This window comes from Streptomyces sp. NBC_01390, from assembly GCF_045040105.1.
Taxonomy (GTDB): domain Bacteria; phylum Actinomycetota; class Actinomycetes; order Streptomycetales; family Streptomycetaceae; genus Streptomyces.
In genome coordinates this window covers 10,121,424-10,138,128 of sequence record NZ_CP109551.1, presented here as the reverse complement: position 1 = coordinate 10,138,128, position 16,705 = coordinate 10,121,424, and the positions used below count along the sequence as shown (strand labels likewise).

Below are 16,705 nucleotides of genomic sequence, written 5' to 3'. Positions count from 1 at the left end.
GTGAAGGTCGTCGGTACGTGAGATGAGGGATGGGCCAAGGCCGGCCCAAGAGCTCCCCACGGTCTCTCCCCCGCCGCGCCCACCGTCGGACGGCGTCCCGGGTCGCCGGAGGAGAGCCTCCGGCGACCCGGGACGGGACGTCCGTGCGTCAGCAGGTCGGGACGCCGTCCAGCCAGGCACCGCCCTTGATGTAGATGTTCGTCATCCAGGAACCGTTCGTCAGCTTGGCCCAGGCGTCGTTGGTGTAGCCCTCGGCCGTCACCGTCTGGGCGTGCGCCTGGCAGACCACGTTGACCGTGGTGGGCTGCGCGAAGTAGTCGACCACCCCGGCGTTGACGTTCGGCTCGCTGTGCGTACGCACCCCGGTGCCCCAGGTCTGGAACGGCTTGCTGCCGCTCGACGGCGGCGGGGTGCTGCTGCCGCCGCAGTCCGGGATGCCGGGCAGCGACGCCGGGCCCTTGATGTAGATGTTCGTCATCCAGGAACCGTCGGCCAGCTTGGACCAGATGTCGTTGGTGTAGCCCTCGGCGGTCACGCTCTCCGCGTGCTGCTGGCACTGGACCGACACCTGGGTCGGTCCGGCGAAGGTGTCGACGACCGCGCCGCCCACGCTCGGCGTGCGGTGGGTGCGCACCCCCGTGCCCCAGGTCTCGAAGGTCGTACCGCCGTTCGCGGGCGGCGGAGTGGGAGTGCCCGAACCGTTGATCCGGATCGCGCCCGCGTAGTCGCCGCCGGTGCGCACGGGCGCGACCCTGATGTGAGTGCCCGACTCGTACGCCTCGACCATCTGCCCGCCGCCCAGGTACATGGCGACGTGGTGAATATGCCCGCTGCCCCAGAACATCAGGTCGCCCGGCAGCAGCGGGGCGCTGCCCTGCGAGGCGGAGAAGCGGGCCGAGGCCTGCGAGCTGTTGAACTGGTCGTTCGCCGTACCGTTGAGCAGGTCCCTGCCGGTGGCCTGGGCGTACGCGTAGCGCACCAGGCCGGAGCAGTCGAAGCCCTTGCGCTCGTTGTCGTGGAGGCTGTCCGGGTCCGAGCCGTCGTAGTAGCCGTAGCTGGCCCCCGGCGACGCTCCGTGCCCGCCGCCCCAGCTGTACCAGACGCCGATCTGCGAACAGGCGGCGTTCACGGCTGCCTGCGCGGTGGCCGAGGCGCCCGGAGCGAGGACGCCGCAGGTGGCGTCCTGCGCGGCGTGGGCCGGCGCGGAGAAGAACGCGGACAGGGCGAGGACCGAGGCCCCCAGGAGCGCGCCGCTGGTCCGGCGGCGCGTGCTGCTGATCATCAAGGAACTCTTCCTTCTAAAGAGGTGCCGTCACCGGCCGGGCCGGAGACGTCGGTGGTGTGGGTACGTGCCGCTCCCCCACCCCCGTGGAGGGAGCGGCACGAGTCAGCTGCCGAGCGCGTCGCGCATCTTGGCCAGGCCCCGCATCCGGTTGCGCTGGACCGTTCCGCGGTGCGCGCCGAGCCGTTCTCCGGCCGTGTCGTGGCTGAGTCCCTCCAGGTCCACGAGGATCACCGCCGCGGCCTCCTTCTCGGAGAGCACACCCAGCAACGCCAGCGTGGTCTCGGAAGCCTCGTAGGAGGCCAGCCCGCCGTCCCAGCCGGTCTCGGGCAGCCGGTCGGTGGACTGTTCGCGGCGCGAGGGACGCTGCCAGGAGTCACGGAGCAGGTTCAGGGCGACGGTGCAGGTGTAGGCGTACGGGTGCTGCTGGTGCGTCAGGTTCTGGGCGCGGGCCCTTCTGAAAAGCCGTAGATAGGTCTCCTGCACCAGGTCGTCGGCGTCGTGCGGGTTGCCCGTCAGGGCCAGCAGCCGTCGGCGCAGGCGTGGCATGTCCGCCGCGAAGGAGGCGTCGAAGTCCTTCGGGCTCATCCGGTCGCCGTCCTCGCGAGGCGGTGGCGGACAGGCGTAGGTGCTGGTGTTCACAACTGTTCCCCTCGTTCGTACGCGCGGTCGTACGGTCGTGTCGCGTCGTGTCGTGTGCGCCAGGCGGCTGGTCAGGCCGTCGGGTTGGGCGGGGCGGCGGGGCCGTAGCGGGCGGCCGGTGCCTGACGCAGCAGCGCCCAGTACCGGTCGCCGTACGACCAGTGCCACCATTCGGTCGGGTAGTTGACGAAGCCGGTCGCGCCGAGGGCCCAGCCCATCAGGGCCCGGTTGGCACGCGCCTCGGCGCTGATCCCGGGCGCCTCGGTGCGGCAGGCGCCCTCGCTCTCCTCCGGGGTCGCGTTGACCTCCGTGCCCAGTGCCAGCTCCCGGCCGTCCTGGTCGCACAGCGTCAGGTCGACGGCTCCGCCGCTGACGTGCGGTGCCACCTCCGGCGGGGAGATGTACGCGCTCGCCAGTTCGCGGATCCGTTCCGGCGAAGCGTCCGGGTGGGCCAGGCGCATGGTTCGCGCGTACTGCTCGAAGTAGCGGCGCTGCAGGTCGGGCGGCCGGTACCCCTCCACCACCAGGAACCTGACCCCGGCCGGCAGCAGGCGCTGGGCCCGCACCAGCCGGCGCAGCGCCCCGGACCGGAGGTGGGCGTAGTGGCCGTCGTCGTCGGCCTGCCGGTGGTCGAGCCACAGGTGGCCCGTCCCGCGCAGGTCGACCAGCGACTCACCGCAGTCCTTCTGCGCGACCGCGGCGACCCGGGCGTCCGAGAGCGTGATGATCTCTGTCACGCTCAAAGAGTCCCGGACGGCGCTGCAGATCCTCTGCAAGTTGTCTGCAAGCGGCCCACAGGGATGCCTGCAGACGCCCACCAGGATGGTCCGCGGACGGTGCGGACTACTCGGCGTCCGCCGCCGGCTCTGCCGTCCCGCAGCCCAACTCCCGGAAGACCGCGTGTGCTTCGGCCCGGGCCGAGCGCGCCGCCGCCGGGTCGCCCTGCGCCTCCCACACCTCGGCCAGATCCCGGACGGTACGTGCCCGCCACAGCGGCAGCCGCAGGGTCTGCCAGGCCGACAGCGCCTGCTCCAGGGGGTCCCGGGCGCCGTCCGGATCACCGGCCGCCAGATGCCACTCGCCCAGGGTGCGCAGGACGAGGGCCTCACCGAACCTGTCCTGGCGTTCGCGGGCGATCTCCAGGCACCGGCCGAGCCGCTCGCGTGCCTCGTCGAGACGCCCCAGCCGCAACTCCGTCTTGGCCAGCGACTGTTCGGTGTACATCACGCCGAAGGTGTCCCGCAGACCGGCGAAGATCCGCAGCGCCTCGTGCAACAGCCGCTCGGCGTCCGCGAGTCGGCCCTCGGCCCGGTGGCACAGGGCCAGCGATCGCAGGGTCAGCGCCTCACCGTTGCGGTCGCCCTCCGCGCGGTACAGCTCCAGCGCCCGCGCGAGCACCTGCCGGGCCTGCTCGCCCCGTCCCTGCTCCCGGTGCACATAGCCGATGCCGTACAGCACCCGGGCCCGGGCGCCCCGCTCGCCCGACTCCCCGTACAGGCCGAGTGACGCGTTCAGCAGCTCCAACGCCTCGGCGTACCCGGCCTGTTCGCGCCGGGCCGTCCCCATCCCGGCCAGCGCGAGAGCCGCGCCCTCCGGTACGTCGCCGCGTGCCTCGAACAAGCGCAGGGCCTTGCAGAAGTAGGAGTACGACTCCTCGAACTCGTCCTGTTCGTAGCGCAGTTGGCCCAGCCCCGCGAGCAGCCACGCCTCGCCCTCGCCGTCCCCGCTGCGGTGTACGGCGGCCATGGCCGCGGCGTGCGAGCGGGTCCAGGCGTCGAACTGGTTGTACAGCGCGGCCGAGCTCGCGATCAACGCGCCGGCCAGGTCGCGGGCGGCACGGTCCATACCGTTGTCCGCGCAGTACTCCACCGCCGCGAGCAGACAGGCCTGTTCGGCGGCGAACCAGGACGCGGGGCGCCCGAGCAGCTCTTCCTCCGTCTCCGCGTCGAGGGCCCGTACGGCGGCCGGCTCGGGGAAGTACCGGCCGGCCGCGCCCGGGCCCAGGGCCGCCGCCTTCCTGGCCAGCCCCAGCCAGGACGCCACCAGCCGCAGCACGGCCGCCCTGCGCTCCTCGGCGCTCTCCTCGGACAGACAGTGTTCCCGCGCGTGTTCCCGGGCCAGGTCATGGATGCGATACCGGCTGCGCCCCGTGTCGTCGACGCCGATCACGTCGATGAAGTGGCAGTCCACCAGCCGCTCCACCGCCTCCTCGGCCTCCAGCGTGCCGATGTCCAACAGAGGGGCGGCGATCCAGGACGCGAAGTCCGGCAGGTCGAACAGGGCCAGCCGACGCAGCGCCTGACGCTCCGACAGATCCAGGTCGGCGTATCCGAGCTCAAGGCTGGTGCGCAACTCCAGGTCTCCGGCGCGCAGTTCGTTGAGCCGGCTGCGCTGGTCGCGCAGTCGTCGGGCGAGTCGGCCGGGCGCCCAGTGCGGACGGGCGGCCAGCCGGGCGCCGGCGATGCGCACGGCCAGCGGCAGCCGCCCGCACAGCGAGACGATCTCGGCGGCCCGCTCCGGTTCGGCGTCCGTACGGTCGGGGCCGGCGACCCTGCGCAGCAGTTCGAGCGCCTCCGCCTGGTCGGGCACGGCCAGGTCCAGATGGGCGGCGCCCTCCAGCGCCACCAGCCGGCGTCTGCTGGTGACGAGCACCGCGCAGCCGGGGCCCGGGGGCAGCAGAGGCCGTACATGCGCCTCGCCGGCCGCGTTGTCCAGGATCAGCAGGACGCGCCGGTTCCCGATGAGCGTGCGGTACAGCCCCGTCAGCTCCTCGACCGAGGTCGGCAGGTTCTCGGGGTCGGCTCCCATGGCGCGCAGCAGCCTGGCCAGGGCGTCGGCGGGCTGCAGCGGGGCGGTGTCCCCGGCGCGCAGGTCCACGAACAGACGGCCGTCCGGGAAGAGCGCGGACATCCGGTGGCCGACGTGTACGGCGAGCGCGGTCTTGCCTGTTCCGGAACGGCCGGAGAGCACGCCGATCGGTGAGGCGGTGCGGCCGGTCTCGTCGACCTTGCTCAGCAGCGCGGAGGCCCAGTCGATCTGCTCGGAGCGGCCCACGAAGTCGGCTATGTCCGGCGGGAGATGTGACGGCGCGGGTCTCGGCGGGGCGCTGGACGCGCCGCGCGCCGCGCCCGGCGACGGCTTCGGGAGCCTCGGCTGCTCCCGCCCGGTGCGCTGCGGCCCCGGGTCGCCCGACAGCTTCGCGTCGTTGGTCAGTACCGCCTGGTGCAGGGCCCGCAGTTGAGGCCCGGGATCGATGCCCAGTTCCTCGCGGAGGATCGCGCGGCCCTCCTGGTACGTGCGCAGGGCGTCGGAGACCCGGCCGGTGCGGAACAGCGCGGTCATCAGCTGGCCGCGTGGCCGCTCCCGCAGTGGGTTGGCGGCGACGTGCGCGAGCAGGGGGGCGATCGTCCGGTCCGCGCCGCCCAGGTCGAGGCGCAGGGCGAAGGACTCCTCCTGGGCGATGAGCCGCAGTTCCGCCAGCCGGGCGGCCTCGATCCGGGCGAACGACTGGGCGAGCCCTTCCAGTGCCTCCGGGCCGCGCCACAGCCCCAGCGCCTCGGACAGCAGGTCGGCGGCCTCCTCGGGTCGGCCGTCCGCGGCCGAGGCCCGGCCCGAGGCGAGGAGATCCTCGAAACGGCGGGCGTCGATCTGCGACGGTTCGAGCTCGGCGACATAGCCGGGCGGTCGTGTGCGGACGACCGCGGCCGGGGTGACCTGGGCCAGTGCGCGACGCACGGCGGAGACATGCGTGGCCACGAGAGCGCCCGCGGTGGCCGGTGCCCGCTCGTCCCAGACGCAGTCCACGAGCCGCTCGGTGGAGAGCACCTCACCGAGGTGGACGACCAGCGCCGACAGGACCGCGAGGGGTCTGACACCGCCGAGCGGAGCCCGCCGGTCGCCCTCCCACACCTCCACCGGACCGAGCAGCCGCACTTCGAACATCGCTCCCCGATCGCCGTACCGTCCGCCCCGCGGAACAGGGTAAAAGATATCGGCGATCACGCGTTCGGCACGGCGGCGGCCGGACCGCCGTGACCGGATCCGGTCGCTGCGGCCAACCGGTTCCGTTCCCCAGCGATCACGCGGCGGACAGAGCGTGTCGGCGGTGCCGCCGACAGAGTCGACGCGCCTCCCTTCTGCCATCAGTTGGCTGGATTCCGACGCTCGGTGAGGCGCGTGGCGTGCAGGAAGGACGGCTCGCCCGACGTCGCCGTATGACCGTCGGAGAAAGATCGCCGAAAGAAAAGAAACCCGAGTTTCGAGCGCATACGGATGGGGCCCGTGAGGCGTCAACGGGTCGAGAAGAACACGTTCGTTCGACAGGAGCCCCGGGAGGCGCCGCATGCACCGCTGGACCTTGGCCCTGCTGACCGCCGGTCTGCTGGCCGCGACGGCCACCGGCTGCGCGGGTGGCACCGCGGCGGTCCCCGGTGCCGCCGATCCCAGTACGGCAGTTCCCAGTACGGCCGTTCCCGGTGCCGCCGACGCCGGCCCGCGCCGGACCACGGGCGACCCTCGGGAGACGCTGGCGCTCGCCGAGCAGCTCCTCATCAAGGAGTGCATGGAGAAGCAGGGGCACGAGTACTGGGTCGAGCCGTCCAGGCCCGACGACGTCTCGACCCGGTTCCCCTACGTCGTGGACGACCCGGCATGGGCCAGGGCCCACGGCTACGGCACCGACCTGCGGCGCGACCGGGAGGCCGAGGCCCGGCGCAACCCGAACCAGCGGTACTTCCACTCCAGGCCGGCGAAGGACCGGGCCGTCCTGGTGAGCGCCCTCAACGGGGCGCGGCCACAAGGGCTTTCGGCGCGGCTGCCGGGCGGCATGCAGGTCTCCCACAGTGACCAGGGCTGCCAGGCCACCGCCGAACGCAAGCTGTACACCGACCTCCAGGCCTGGTTCCGGGCCACCCGGGTCACCGACAGCCTGGCCGGGATGCGCGTCGGCCTCGTGACGAACGACAAGCGCTACCGGGCAGCCGTCGAACCGTGGGCCCGCTGTATGCGCGACCAGGGGTACGCGTACCCGGGCCCCGCGGAGGCCCGCGCCGCGGCCACCCAGCCGGCCGATCCGTGGCCGCACACCAAGGAAGTACGGCTGGCCTCGGCCGAGGCGGCCTGTGCCGCCTCCAGCGGCCTGTCGACCGTGGCGAAGTCCCTGGACACCGAGTACCGGGACAAGCTGCGGCGGCGCTACCCCGAGGAGACGGCCGATCTCGCGCGTCTCAGGCGCGAGGCACTGCCCCGGGCCCGCGGGATCGTCGCCCGCGGCGACTGAGCCGGCCCGCTCCCCCAACAGACCCCCCACGGCCGCCGAGCCGTGGGCGAACCACCCCGCTCACCACAGAACAACTAACCAACGAACCAACAAGCCAACGAAATTGAGGAACACCATGTCCGTCAAGCGTCTCTTCACCGTCGCGGCCTCCGCCGCCGCCGTCGCCGCCCTCTTCTCCCCGTTCTCCAGCGCCAGCGCACTGGACGCGGGATCGCAGGGCACCAAGTCCGCCCAGCTCGCCTCCTCGGACGGCTTCCTGCACGTCTACACCCAGCCCAACGGCCGCGGCCGGGAGTGCAAGTGGGACGGCAACTCCGACAACTGGGGCAGCTGCCGCAACCTGACCTCCGACATCTGGAACAACGGCTACGCGGGCTTCCTGGACGCGGTCGACCTGTACACCGCCCCCAACGCCGGCGGCGCACACGCCTGCATCAGCCAGGGTGACCGCTGGTCGGACACCACCACCGGCAACTACCGCTTCACCTACGGCGCGGGCCTGTCCCAGTTCGGCGCCAGCGTCAACAACAACATCTCCTCGCACCGCTGGGTCGACTACTGCAGCCAGGGCTGAGGATCGACGAGCGCGCCCCGGTACTCCCGTTGACGGGCGTACCGGGGCGCTCGGACGTCCACTGACCAGCCCGGTCACACCGGCGCCTACGCCTGGCAGAAGCCGCCTCGGGCGGTGATGGCGTCGCCCAGGGCCAGGAACCGGTGGTCCAGCCGGCGCACCTGTCCGACCTGCCCCAGCCTGCGGATCTCGTCCGGCAGCGAGTTGAGGCCGACGTTCACCGTGGTGTGCCGTATCCGTGGATCCCCGGGATGACGAGCTCTCCTCCCGTCTGTCCGGCCTGGTCGATGTCGGCGTCGTCCAGGGTGAGCTGCAGCTTGAGGCCGAGTTTCCCGACCGTGTCGAGGAGCCACTCCGGCACGGTGTCGGGGGTGAGGTGCAGTCGCAGGACGGACGGCACGGGAAGGCCTTCGACACCGGAGACCGTGCCCGTCAGGCTTTCGACGTACATGGTGATGCGGTCACCTTTCAACGTGGACGTCGAGCCGGGCCCACCGTCGATGTGCTGAACCTCCGGGCCGACGGGCACCGCCATCTTCAGGTCCCGGATCGTGACGTCCGCCGCGGAGAACTTGAGCACCCGCTTGGGACCTGCGGCCGTGTCCACGGTCACCACACCGCCGAAGACGACGTCGTACAGGGCGACACGGCTCCCCTTCATGTTCCACGACTCGGCGGCGAACGGACCGGCAGCGTTGTCCTCGGGGGCCTCGAGATCACCGATGTCACAGGTGCGGTCGGCTTCCCCGGTGGACTCCGGCCGGGGCGGGCCGGGCGAGGGCTCGGCGGGCCGGTGGCCTGTGGCAGGCGATGCGTGGGGCGAGGGCAGCAGTGGGTCGGACGGTGCCGTGGCCTCCGACGTCGGAGAGGTCGGGCTCGGAGAGGTCGGGCTCGGCGAGGGGCTCGCGTGGGGTTCCGACGTCGGCGAGGGGCTCGCGTCCGGTGCCGGGCTCCGCTGCGCGCTGTTGTCGCCGAAGAGGGTGCCGATGATGCCCGCGAGACCGGAGGCGGTGGAACTCGCGCTCGGAGAGAGAGTGGGGGTGGGAGTGGGGGCGGCGGCCGGAGCCTCGACCGGCCCCGTTCTTTCCTCGGCCACGGGCTCCGACGGCTTGACGGGCTCGTCGCCCTTGGGAGCGCTGGACGCGCGGCGGGCGGCCGTCGGAGTGGGGCTCACGGAAGCCGCCGCGGCAGAGGCTGACGAGTCGTCGGGACGGGCGCAGTCGACACCGGCCCCCGCCTCCTCCTCGGAAACGGAGTGAGCCACGGTGGCGGTCGTGTCGGCGGCGGGCAGACCTCTGCTTCCGAGCACGAGTGCGGTCGGCAGTGCGGTCAGCGCGAGAGCCTTCCCGAGCGGCAGGCGCAGGCGCGTCAGCGCGGGCGTACGGGGAAAGGCGTGTCGGCCTCTCGACGGCTGGACGGAGCGAGGCTCTACGGCCTCGCCGCGGAGGTCGGGCGAGTGGTCAGGCATTCTCCGGCTCTCCCTCCGAGCCGTCGGTGCCGGCGGGTATGTCCTCGTCCACCGGACCCCACGCCAGGGCGAGGAGCCCGCCCGTGGCCGCGAACAGCGTGCCGAAGAAGAACCCGCCGAAGTTGGAGATGGGAAGCGAGAGCACACCGAGGAAGATGGCGACGCAGCCGGCGAAGAACCTGATGACCGGCTGGGACCAGAGAAGTCCGGCGAGGACGATCAGCGTCAGGCCGATGACCAGGGACCCGGCCCCCGCGGTGGTGGACATCGCCACCGACAGGCCACCCAGGGAGAGGTTGAAGTAGGGGAAGTAGATGATCGGCCCGGCGGCGAGCAGGACCAGCAGGCCGGCCCAGAACGGGCGGGTGCGCCGCCAGGCCCGGAAGTCCCGGCGAGTGCGGGCGAAGCCGCTGTCACTGTAGGGGTGCGCGGATGCGCCTGCACTCGTCATGTGGAAGTTCCCAAATCGTGAGCGGGGTGGGGGGAAGCGAGGTCAGAAGCAGTCGTGGCGGCCGGCCGAGATGCCCATGTGCAGGCCCGCCAGTTCGAACGTCCCCGCGGTCGAGGCCCAGACCGTCTGGCGGGCGTCGATGATCTTGACCGTGTCCGCCTCCTGGGCGTAGCCGTTGGGGTCGACATGGTCCTTGGGGTTGACCTGACCCTTGGTCATGGAACCGGTGGCGACGCCGATGTCGATGTTGGTGAAGGTGCCGGACTTGGCCTGGAGGTCGGTCATGTCGAGGTACAGGTCCTTGGCCCTGACCGGCGTGCCCTCCCCGCCGGCCTTGAGGGTCATCGTGTACGTCCCGAGCACGGGAATGTCCACCGGGACGGACTGGCACATGTCGACGACCTTGGCGTTCTTGATCGACGAGACGGCCACGGGTACGTGCTTGCCGTTCTTGGTGACGTCCACCGTGGCGTAGTTGCCGAATCCGGTGCCGCTCAGGGAGGCGGCCGAGACCTTGAAGTCGGAACCGGAGATGCTGAACGAAGCGGCCAGTGCGCCCTGGGCCATGGAGACGGCGACAGCCGCCGTGGCGGCCACCGTCGGCACCACGCCGATGGCGAAACGCTTCCAGTGGGTTTTACCGATTCGCTGGGACATGGTGGGGTTCTCCGTTGTCGAGGCGTACGGGACGACCGGGCCGAGGACCGACTGGCCGGCCCGGACCCGGGCGGGGGGAAGAGCTACGGCCGGGTGCGAAAGCGGGCACACCGAGGACGCGCTCGATATCTCAACTATCGAGTGGCTGATAGTGGCACTATCGAACCCACGGGGGCAACCCCCGGTAACGCGATACTGGTGGGACAGTTGAGCGTGAGGGAGCGCATGAGGATTTCAGAGCTCGGCCGACGGTCCGGGGTGCCCGTGGCGACCATCAAGTACTACCGAAGGGAAGGACTGCTCCCCGAGGGCCGCGCACTGAACCCGACCACGGTCGAATACGGCGAGGAGCACATCCAGCGGCTCCGTCTGATCCGTTCGCTCATCCAGCTCGGCGGGTTGTCCGTCGCGCGCACCCGCGAGGTACTCGAAGCCGTCGACCGTCCACTGGACGCGTTCGAGACGCTGGGCGTCGTCCACCACGCACTGCCCGCCCCCTCCGCAGAGGCGAAGGTGAAGAACAGCGGCGCAGGCGACGGACCGGACAGCGCAGCCGATGAGGCGGTGTCAGGTGCTGCCGCCGCGAGGGTCGAGGCGCTCATCGAAGACATGGGCTGGGAGATCTCCGAGGCGTCACCGCACCGCCCGGCACTCGCCGAGAGTCTCGCGGCGCTGAGCCGCCTCGGCACCGACTACACGGCCGAGGACCTGCTCCCGTACGCACAGCTGGCCACCTCCACCGCGAACCTGGATTTCGCGCAGTTCGACGGGATCGAGGACCGCATCGCCCTCGCCGAACGGGCGGTCACCCTCACCGTGCTGTTCGAGCCGGTCGTCATGCTCCTGCGGCGACTGGCCCAGGAGGACGCGAACCACCGCCGTCATGATCGCCGCGCGTGTACGCGGGAGGCGCATCCGGCCGAGTGAGTCCCGCGCGGGGTGCCGACGCGTCACGCGCCGAGCAGAAGCAACCCGCCAGTGGGACTTGCATGCGAAAACCGATCGGTTTACAGTGGCGAAACTGACCGGTTTCTCGCTGTCGGGGCGAGCCTCGAACCCGCATCCCTAGGAGCATCGGATGACTGGCGCGCGCGACACCGAGGGGCAGGTGACCGAGGGGCGATCGGCGGAACCCAGGCTCCCTGCGAAACTGGCGGCCCACCCCTCGGTACAGGCCGTACTCGCCCGGCAGAGGGCCGCCGACGCGACGAGCCCGCCGCCGTTGATCGACGCGACCTGGCTGCGCGAGCTGTGTCTGGCGGCCGGTGCGGACGACGCGGCCGCGGTCAGCCTGGACCACCCCGATCTGGCCGGCGAGCGCGAGTACGCACAGTCCGCGCTGCCCGGCACCCGCACCCTGATCGCGATGGCGGTCCGGATGAACCGCGACAACTGCCGCTCCCCCGCCCGCAGCGTGGCCAACCAGGAGTACCACCAGACCGACGAGCAGGCCAACCATGCCGCCCGCACTGTCACTCGGGCCCTGCAGGACGCCGGCTACCGCGCGCTCAATCCGTCGGTCGGCTTCCCCCAGGAGATGGACCGTTTCCCCAGTGAGCGGATCTGGGTGGTGGCGCACAAGACGGTCGCCGTGGCCGCGGGGCTCGGCGTGATGGGCCTGCACCGCAACGTCATCCACCCGAAGTTCGGCAGCTTCGTGCTGCTGGTCACCGTCCTGGTGGACGCGGAGGTGAGCGAGTACGGGCAGGCGCTGGCCTACAACCCCTGCATCGACTGCAAGTTGTGCGTCGCCGCCTGCCCGGTCGGCGCCATCGCCAAGGACGGGGCCTTCGACGCGCTGGCCTGCACCACGCACAACTACCGCGAGTTCATGAGCGGGTTCACCGACTGGGCCCAGACCGTGGCCGACAGCGAGGACGCCACCGACTACCGCTCCCGCGTCACCGATTCCGAGAGCGCCTCCATGTGGCAGAGCCTCAGCTCACCCCCGGGCTACAAGTCCGGCTACTGCCTCGCCGTCTGCCCCGCCGGCGAGGACGTCCTCGGCCCCTACCTGGACGACCGCAAGACTTTCATGGACACCGTGCTGCGACCGCTCCAGGACAAGAAGGAAACCCTCTATGTCCTGCCGGGCTCCCACGCGCAGGAGTACGCGCGGCGCCGCTTCCCGCACAAGCCCGTGAAGGAAGTCACCGGCGGCTGGCATCCCCCGGCGAAACGCTCCGAACCCCACTGACGCCGTCCGCCCCCCTTCCCTTCACCCTGCACCTTTGTTGTCAAGACCGGAGTAAGTCATGACCCGGAGTAAGCCATGAGTGCCATTCCTCCCTTCCGCGTACTGCGCGCGAAACCCTTGTGGATCGCCAACGGCCTCATCACAGGCGTACTCGCGCTGCTGTTCACCGTGTTCTACGTCGGCGCCAACATCGATCCGGCCGGTCACCTGGAGAAACTGCCCGTCGGCCTGGTCAACGCCGACAAGGGAGCCGCTGTCGACGGCAAGCAGGTCAACCTCGGGGCTCGGATCACCGGTGCGATCAGGAAGTCCGCCGCAGGCGGGGACAAGATCGACTGGAAGGTGATGAACGAGAGGGAGATGAAGGAGGAGCTCGGCAAGGGCAAGCTGTTCGGCGCACTCGTCGTGCCCGCCGACTTCACCTCCGCCACCACCGCGCTGACCGGCACCGCAACCACCCAGACCCCGGGCCGCCCAACGCTGACGGTGCTGACCAACCAGTCCGCCGGCAGCATCGGTTCCAGCATGGCCCGGACGGCCACGACACAGGCCGCCGAGAACGCCTCGCTCCAGCTGGGCAAGGAACTGACCGCGCAGACCTCGGCCCAGCAGGCGAAACTCCCCGCCGCGGCACGCGTTCTCCTGGCCGATCCGGCCGCCGTCACGGTCGAGGACGGCCATCCGCTCGGCTCCCACAGCGGCCTGGGCATGACGGCGTTCTACTACGCCCTCGCCCTCGTGGTCTGCGGCATGCTCTCCGCCAACGTCATCACCGGTCAGGTCGACCACGCCCTGGGCTACACCCACAACGACATGGGCCCACTGCGCCTGCACCGCCCGCTGATCAGGGCGACCCGCGTGCAGACCCTCGCCATCAGCAGCACGCTCATGGCCGGTCTGTCCGTGCTGATGGGAACCCTGGTCATGGCGGGCGCCGTCGGCATCATGGGCATGGACGCCTCCCACCTTCCGCTGCTGTGGCTGTACTCGGTGTGCGCCATCGCGGTGGCCGGAATCGGTGCGCTCTCCCTCCTCGCCGTCTTCGGCACCCCCGGCATGCTGCTGGTCACCCTGTTCTTCATCGGGATGTCCGTGCCGACGGCCGGCGCCACCACCCCGCTCGAGGCGCTGCCCGGCTTCTACCGCTTCCTCGCGGAGTTCGAGCCCCTGCGCCAGATCACCGGCGGTATCCGCTCGATCCTCTACTACGACGCCCAGAGCGACGCGGGCCTGACCCGGGGCTGGGTGATGCTGGCCGTCGGCCTCGCGGTGGCCGTGCTCTTCGGCTTCGGCGTGCTGAGGTGGTACGACCGCAAGGGACTGCACCGCATCCCGGTCGAGACGAAGCCCGAGAAGACCGCCGTCCCTGCCTAGCGGAATTAGCAGGAGCAGACCGTCGACCGCGTCATGGCAACGCCCGTCAGGAACGGCGACGCCCCCGCCGCCGTCGCCAAGGCGATCGGCTCGGCAGCCACCGCTGCCGAGCCGAAGCTGCGCTACCCCGCCGGTCCCCTGGCCGGACGCGCGCACGTACTGCGCCGCGTCGCCCCGGCCGGGGCCTTCGGCAAGCAGATCCGCACGCTGTTCGCGGCGGTGACAGACCTGCCCGGCGCCTCTTTCGTGGGCCCAGATGGTCCGGGTGAACGACGTGGCAACCCCACTCTGATCGGCCGTTCCGCCCGCGCCAGTGACACGGACGCAGCCGTGCGCTTGTGGACCGCCTCCGAGGAACTCACCGGTGTCGCCTTCCCCGAGCAACTGAAGGCAGCGGCCGGCCACCGATGAGCGGGGCCGCGGAAAGGGTGCGTACGAATCCCCCAGACAGAACAGGGGTCTGACCAGCTACTTCACAGAAGCCCTTCCGCCTGGCAGAAGCTCCCTTGCCGAGCCGATGCGAGCCTCACGACCCTGGTTCCAACCACGGCACGCGGGGCGACGGCGCCCCGCCGACAGGGACGGGAACGCCATGCCTCACACCACCGCCTTCGCCAGGAACCAGTGGTACGTCGCCGCCTACAGCCACGAGGTGGGGCGGGACCTGCTCGGCCGGACCATTCTCGGTGAGCCGCTCGTCTTCTACCGCACCGAGGACGAGGGAACGCCCGTCGCCCTGGCCGACCGGTGTGTGCACCGGCGCTACCCGCTCTCCGAGAGCGGACTCGACGGCGACCGGATCGTGTGCGGCTACCACGGCTTCACCTACGACACCACAGGCGCGTGCGTGTACGTACCCGGGCAGAAACGCATTCCGCGCACCGCTCGCGTCGCCTCCTACCCGGTGGTCGAGCAGGACGCCCTGATCTGGGTGTGGATCGGTGACCCGGCCCTCGCCGACGCCGACACGATTCCGCGGGCCCGGCACCTCGACTCCCCCGGCTGGGTCACCGTCAAGGGCATGGAGCCGATCGACGCCGACTACGGTCTGCTCGTCGACAACCTCCTCGACCTCTCCCACGAGACCTATCTGCACGGCGGCTACATCGGCACCCCCGAGGTCGCCGAGACGCCGATCAACACGGAGGTCGACGAGGGCGCGGGCATCGTACGGGTGAGCCGGCACATGGACGACGCCGAGTGCCCGCCGTTCTACGCCAGGTCGACCGGCATCGAGGGGCGGATCACGCGCTGGCAGGACATCGAGTACCACGCGCCGTGCCTGTATCTGCTGCACAGCCGGATCGCGCCGGTGGGTGTTGTGCCCGAGGCCGACGGCAGTGACCCGAACGGGTTCCACACCGAGATCACGTACGCCATCACACCGTCTGCCGACGGCAAGGTGTACGACTTCTGGATGGTCTCCCGCGACTGGGCCACGGACGACGACGAGGTCACTGAGTTCCTGCGGGGCAACAACCACACCGTGGTCATGCAGGACGTCGACGCGCTCAACCTCCTTCAGCGGACGCTGGGTTCGGAACGCTCCGGGTACCAGGAGCTGAGCATCAACATCGACACCGGCGGTCTCGCCGCCCGCCGGATCCTCGCCCGGCTGGTCGAGGAGGGCGACAAGCCGGTGGAGAAGGTCCTGTGAGCGGCAGCCCCACGGGGGAGATCTACCGCATCGCCTGGCTGCCGGGCACGGACGTCCTGCACGGCACCTGCCACTGCGGCCGTGAACACAGCTCGCAGGACCCGATCGAGATGTGGGAGTGGATGCTCGCCCACCCGCAGGGACACGAACCTCAGCCGGACCAGGCACAGGGAAGCGGCTCATGAGCGTCTACGAAGCCGAACTCGTCGTGGCACAGCGGGAGTCGGCGGCGGACGGGGTGCTCGCGCTCACGCTGCGGCATCCGCTGGGCGAGGAGCTGCCGGGCTGGGAGCCGGGCGCCCACATCGACGTCGTGCTCGGGCCCGGCCTTGAGCGGCAGTACTCGCTGTGCGGCGACCCCGCCGACCGGTCGACCTGGCGGATCGCGGTGCTGCGCGAGCCGGACGGTCGCGGTGGATCGGCGTACGTGCACGGGCAGTTGGGGCTGGGCGACAAGGTGCGGGTACGCGGGCCCAGGAACCACTTCGCCCTCAAGCCGGCCCCCCGGTACCGCTTTGTCGCGGGCGGCATCGGCATCACACCGATCCTCCCGATGCTCGCCGCCGCCGAGGCGTCGGGCGCCGAGTGGACGCTGCTGTACGGCGGGCGCACCCGTGACTCCATGGCGTTCACCGAGGAGTTGGGGCGCTACGGGGACAGGGTCACGTTCGCTCCGCAGGACGAGACCGGGCTTCTGGACCTCGAAGCGGAGGTCGGGCGGCTGCCGGAGGGCACCCTGGTCTACTGCTGTGGCCCCGGGGCCCTTCTCGACGCGATCGAGACGGTCTGCCCCGCCGGTGCGCTGCACGTCGAGCGGTTCGCGCCCAAGACCGGGCAGGGCGGCGCCGACAGTGAGTTCGAGGTGGTCCTGCAGCGCAGCGGTCGTACGCTGACCGTGCCCGTCGAGGTGTCCGTGCTGGACGTCGTGCGCGGCGCGGGGGTCGAGGTGCTCTTCTCGTGCACCGAGGGCACCTGCGGGACCTGTGAGACGGACGTACTCGAAGGCACTCCGGACCACCGGGACTCGGTGCTCTCGGACGAGGAGCGGGAGACGGGCGAGACGATGCTCATCTGTGTGTCCCGCTGCCGTGGCCCACGGCTCGTCCTCGATCTCTGAGACCTCTG

General features: G+C 71.0%; 16 protein-coding genes and 1 pseudogene. 9 read left to right on the top strand and 8 right to left on the bottom strand.

Going from position 1 to position 16,705, the window contains the following annotated elements; genetic code table 11:
• Positions 1-148 precede the first annotated feature (148 nt).
• From OG241_RS45355 to OG241_RS45340, 4 genes are all read right to left on the bottom strand, one after another.
• Positions 149-1,285 (bottom strand): C40 family peptidase, encoded by a 1,137-nt coding sequence (locus tag OG241_RS45355; protein ID WP_405824364.1) that lies wholly within the window; start codon positions 1,283-1,285, stop codon positions 149-151.
• Positions 1,286-1,387: 102 nt separating this feature from the next.
• A complete protein-coding gene (locus OG241_RS45350) occupies positions 1,388-1,924 on the bottom strand; it encodes an RNA polymerase sigma factor (RefSeq protein WP_405824362.1) in 537 nt (178 codons plus the stop codon).
• Positions 1,925-1,995: 71 nt separating this feature from the next.
• Positions 1,996-2,661 (bottom strand): M15 family metallopeptidase, encoded by a 666-nt coding sequence (locus tag OG241_RS45345; RefSeq protein ID WP_405824360.1) that lies wholly within the window; start codon positions 2,659-2,661, stop codon positions 1,996-1,998.
• Between the two features lie 106 nt (positions 2,662-2,767).
• Positions 2,768-5,866 carry an AfsR/SARP family transcriptional regulator gene (locus OG241_RS45340; RefSeq protein ID WP_405824359.1) on the bottom strand — a complete coding sequence of 1,033 codons (3,099 nt, stop codon included), beginning with the start codon at positions 5,864-5,866 and terminating at the stop codon, positions 2,768-2,770.
• A gap of 400 nt (positions 5,867-6,266) precedes the next feature.
• Here OG241_RS45340 and OG241_RS45335 point away from each other — a divergent pair, with 400 nt between their 5' ends.
• Together OG241_RS45335 and OG241_RS45330 are read left to right on the top strand one after the other, a co-directional pair.
• Positions 6,267-7,202, top strand: a complete 936-nt coding sequence (locus OG241_RS45335) for a hypothetical protein (RefSeq protein WP_405824357.1) — start codon at positions 6,267-6,269, stop codon at positions 7,200-7,202.
• A 115-nt stretch (positions 7,203-7,317) separates the two neighbouring features.
• Positions 7,318-7,776: a hypothetical protein gene (locus OG241_RS45330; protein ID WP_405824355.1), complete on the top strand. Its 459-nt coding sequence runs from the start codon at positions 7,318-7,320 to the stop codon at positions 7,774-7,776.
• An 86-nt stretch (positions 7,777-7,862) separates the two neighbouring features.
• Here the strand turns inward: OG241_RS45330 and OG241_RS45325 are convergent, their stop codons facing one another.
• From OG241_RS45325 to OG241_RS45310, 4 genes are read right to left on the bottom strand one after another with little or no spacing between them, the layout of a single operon-like run.
• Complete coding sequence (locus OG241_RS45325; protein WP_405824353.1) at positions 7,863-7,997, bottom strand: hypothetical protein; 135 nt, start codon at positions 7,995-7,997, stop codon at positions 7,863-7,865.
• Complete coding sequence (locus OG241_RS45320; protein WP_405824351.1) at positions 7,994-9,244, bottom strand: hypothetical protein; 1,251 nt, start codon at positions 9,242-9,244, stop codon at positions 7,994-7,996. The genes OG241_RS45325 and OG241_RS45320 overlap by 4 nt, the downstream gene beginning before the upstream one ends.
• Positions 9,237-9,695 carry a DUF6114 domain-containing protein gene (locus tag OG241_RS45315; RefSeq protein WP_405824349.1) on the bottom strand — a complete coding sequence of 153 codons (459 nt, stop codon included), beginning with the start codon at positions 9,693-9,695 and terminating at the stop codon, positions 9,237-9,239. Before OG241_RS45315 ends, OG241_RS45320 begins: the two co-directional genes overlap by 8 nt.
• 42 nt (positions 9,696-9,737) lie before the next feature.
• Positions 9,738-10,352, bottom strand: a complete 615-nt coding sequence (locus OG241_RS45310; protein WP_405824347.1) for a DUF6230 family protein — start codon at positions 10,350-10,352, stop codon at positions 9,738-9,740.
• Positions 10,353-10,577: 225 nt separating this feature from the next.
• Here OG241_RS45310 and OG241_RS45305 point away from each other — a divergent pair, with 225 nt between their 5' ends.
• The 7 genes and pseudogenes from OG241_RS45305 (at position 10,578) to OG241_RS45275 (ending at position 16,697) form a co-directional block, all read left to right on the top strand.
• A complete protein-coding gene (locus OG241_RS45305; RefSeq protein WP_405824345.1) occupies positions 10,578-11,279 on the top strand; it encodes a MerR family transcriptional regulator in 702 nt (233 codons plus the stop codon).
• A gap of 151 nt (positions 11,280-11,430) precedes the next feature.
• Positions 11,431-12,549, top strand: coding sequence for a (4Fe-4S)-binding protein (locus OG241_RS45300; RefSeq protein ID WP_405824343.1), 1,119 nt, complete (start codon positions 11,431-11,433; stop codon positions 12,547-12,549).
• Positions 12,550-12,624: 75 nt separating this feature from the next.
• A complete protein-coding gene (locus OG241_RS45295) occupies positions 12,625-13,923 on the top strand; it encodes a DUF3533 domain-containing protein (RefSeq protein WP_405824341.1) in 1,299 nt (432 codons plus the stop codon).
• Positions 13,924-14,127: 204 nt separating this feature from the next.
• A pseudogene (locus tag OG241_RS45290) lies at positions 14,128-14,334 on the top strand (oxidoreductase); the annotation flags it as partial.
• A 181-nt stretch (positions 14,335-14,515) separates the two neighbouring features.
• The gene (locus OG241_RS45285; RefSeq protein WP_405824339.1) at positions 14,516-15,580 is read left to right on the top strand and encodes a Rieske 2Fe-2S domain-containing protein; all 1,065 of its coding nucleotides are present in this window, start codon (positions 14,516-14,518) and stop codon (positions 15,578-15,580) included.
• Positions 15,577-15,765: a hypothetical protein gene (locus tag OG241_RS45280; protein ID WP_405824337.1), complete on the top strand. Its 189-nt coding sequence runs from the start codon at positions 15,577-15,579 to the stop codon at positions 15,763-15,765. Before OG241_RS45285 ends, OG241_RS45280 begins: the two co-directional genes overlap by 4 nt.
• A complete protein-coding gene (locus OG241_RS45275; RefSeq protein ID WP_405824335.1) occupies positions 15,762-16,697 on the top strand; it encodes a PDR/VanB family oxidoreductase in 936 nt (311 codons plus the stop codon). Before OG241_RS45280 ends, OG241_RS45275 begins: the two co-directional genes overlap by 4 nt.
• The last annotated feature ends 8 nt before the right edge of the window (positions 16,698-16,705 follow it).

Bases quoted from the DNA above. Each gene is read 5' to 3' on its own strand.
- OG241_RS45340 (WP_405824359.1), bottom strand. From the start codon at position 5,866: ATGTTCGAAGTGCGGCTGCTCGGTCCGGTGGAGGTGTGGGAGGGCGAC.
- OG241_RS45335 (WP_405824357.1), top strand. From the start codon at position 6,267: ATGCACCGCTGGACCTTGGCCCTGCTGACCGCCGGTCTGCTGGCCGCG.
- OG241_RS45330 (WP_405824355.1), top strand. From the start codon at position 7,318: ATGTCCGTCAAGCGTCTCTTCACCGTCGCGGCCTCCGCCGCCGCCGTC.
- OG241_RS45320 (WP_405824351.1), bottom strand. From the start codon at position 9,244: ATGCCTGACCACTCGCCCGACCTCCGCGGCGAGGCCGTAGAGCCTCGC.
- OG241_RS45315 (WP_405824349.1), bottom strand. From the start codon at position 9,695: ATGACGAGTGCAGGCGCATCCGCGCACCCCTACAGTGACAGCGGCTTC.
- OG241_RS45310 (WP_405824347.1), bottom strand. From the start codon at position 10,352: ATGTCCCAGCGAATCGGTAAAACCCACTGGAAGCGTTTCGCCATCGGC.
- OG241_RS45305 (WP_405824345.1), top strand. From the start codon at position 10,578: ATGAGGATTTCAGAGCTCGGCCGACGGTCCGGGGTGCCCGTGGCGACC.
- OG241_RS45300 (WP_405824343.1), top strand. From the start codon at position 11,431: ATGACTGGCGCGCGCGACACCGAGGGGCAGGTGACCGAGGGGCGATCG.
- OG241_RS45295 (WP_405824341.1), top strand. From the start codon at position 12,625: ATGAGTGCCATTCCTCCCTTCCGCGTACTGCGCGCGAAACCCTTGTGG.
- OG241_RS45285 (WP_405824339.1), top strand. From the start codon at position 14,516: ATGCCTCACACCACCGCCTTCGCCAGGAACCAGTGGTACGTCGCCGCC.
- OG241_RS45275 (WP_405824335.1), top strand. From the start codon at position 15,762: ATGAGCGTCTACGAAGCCGAACTCGTCGTGGCACAGCGGGAGTCGGCG.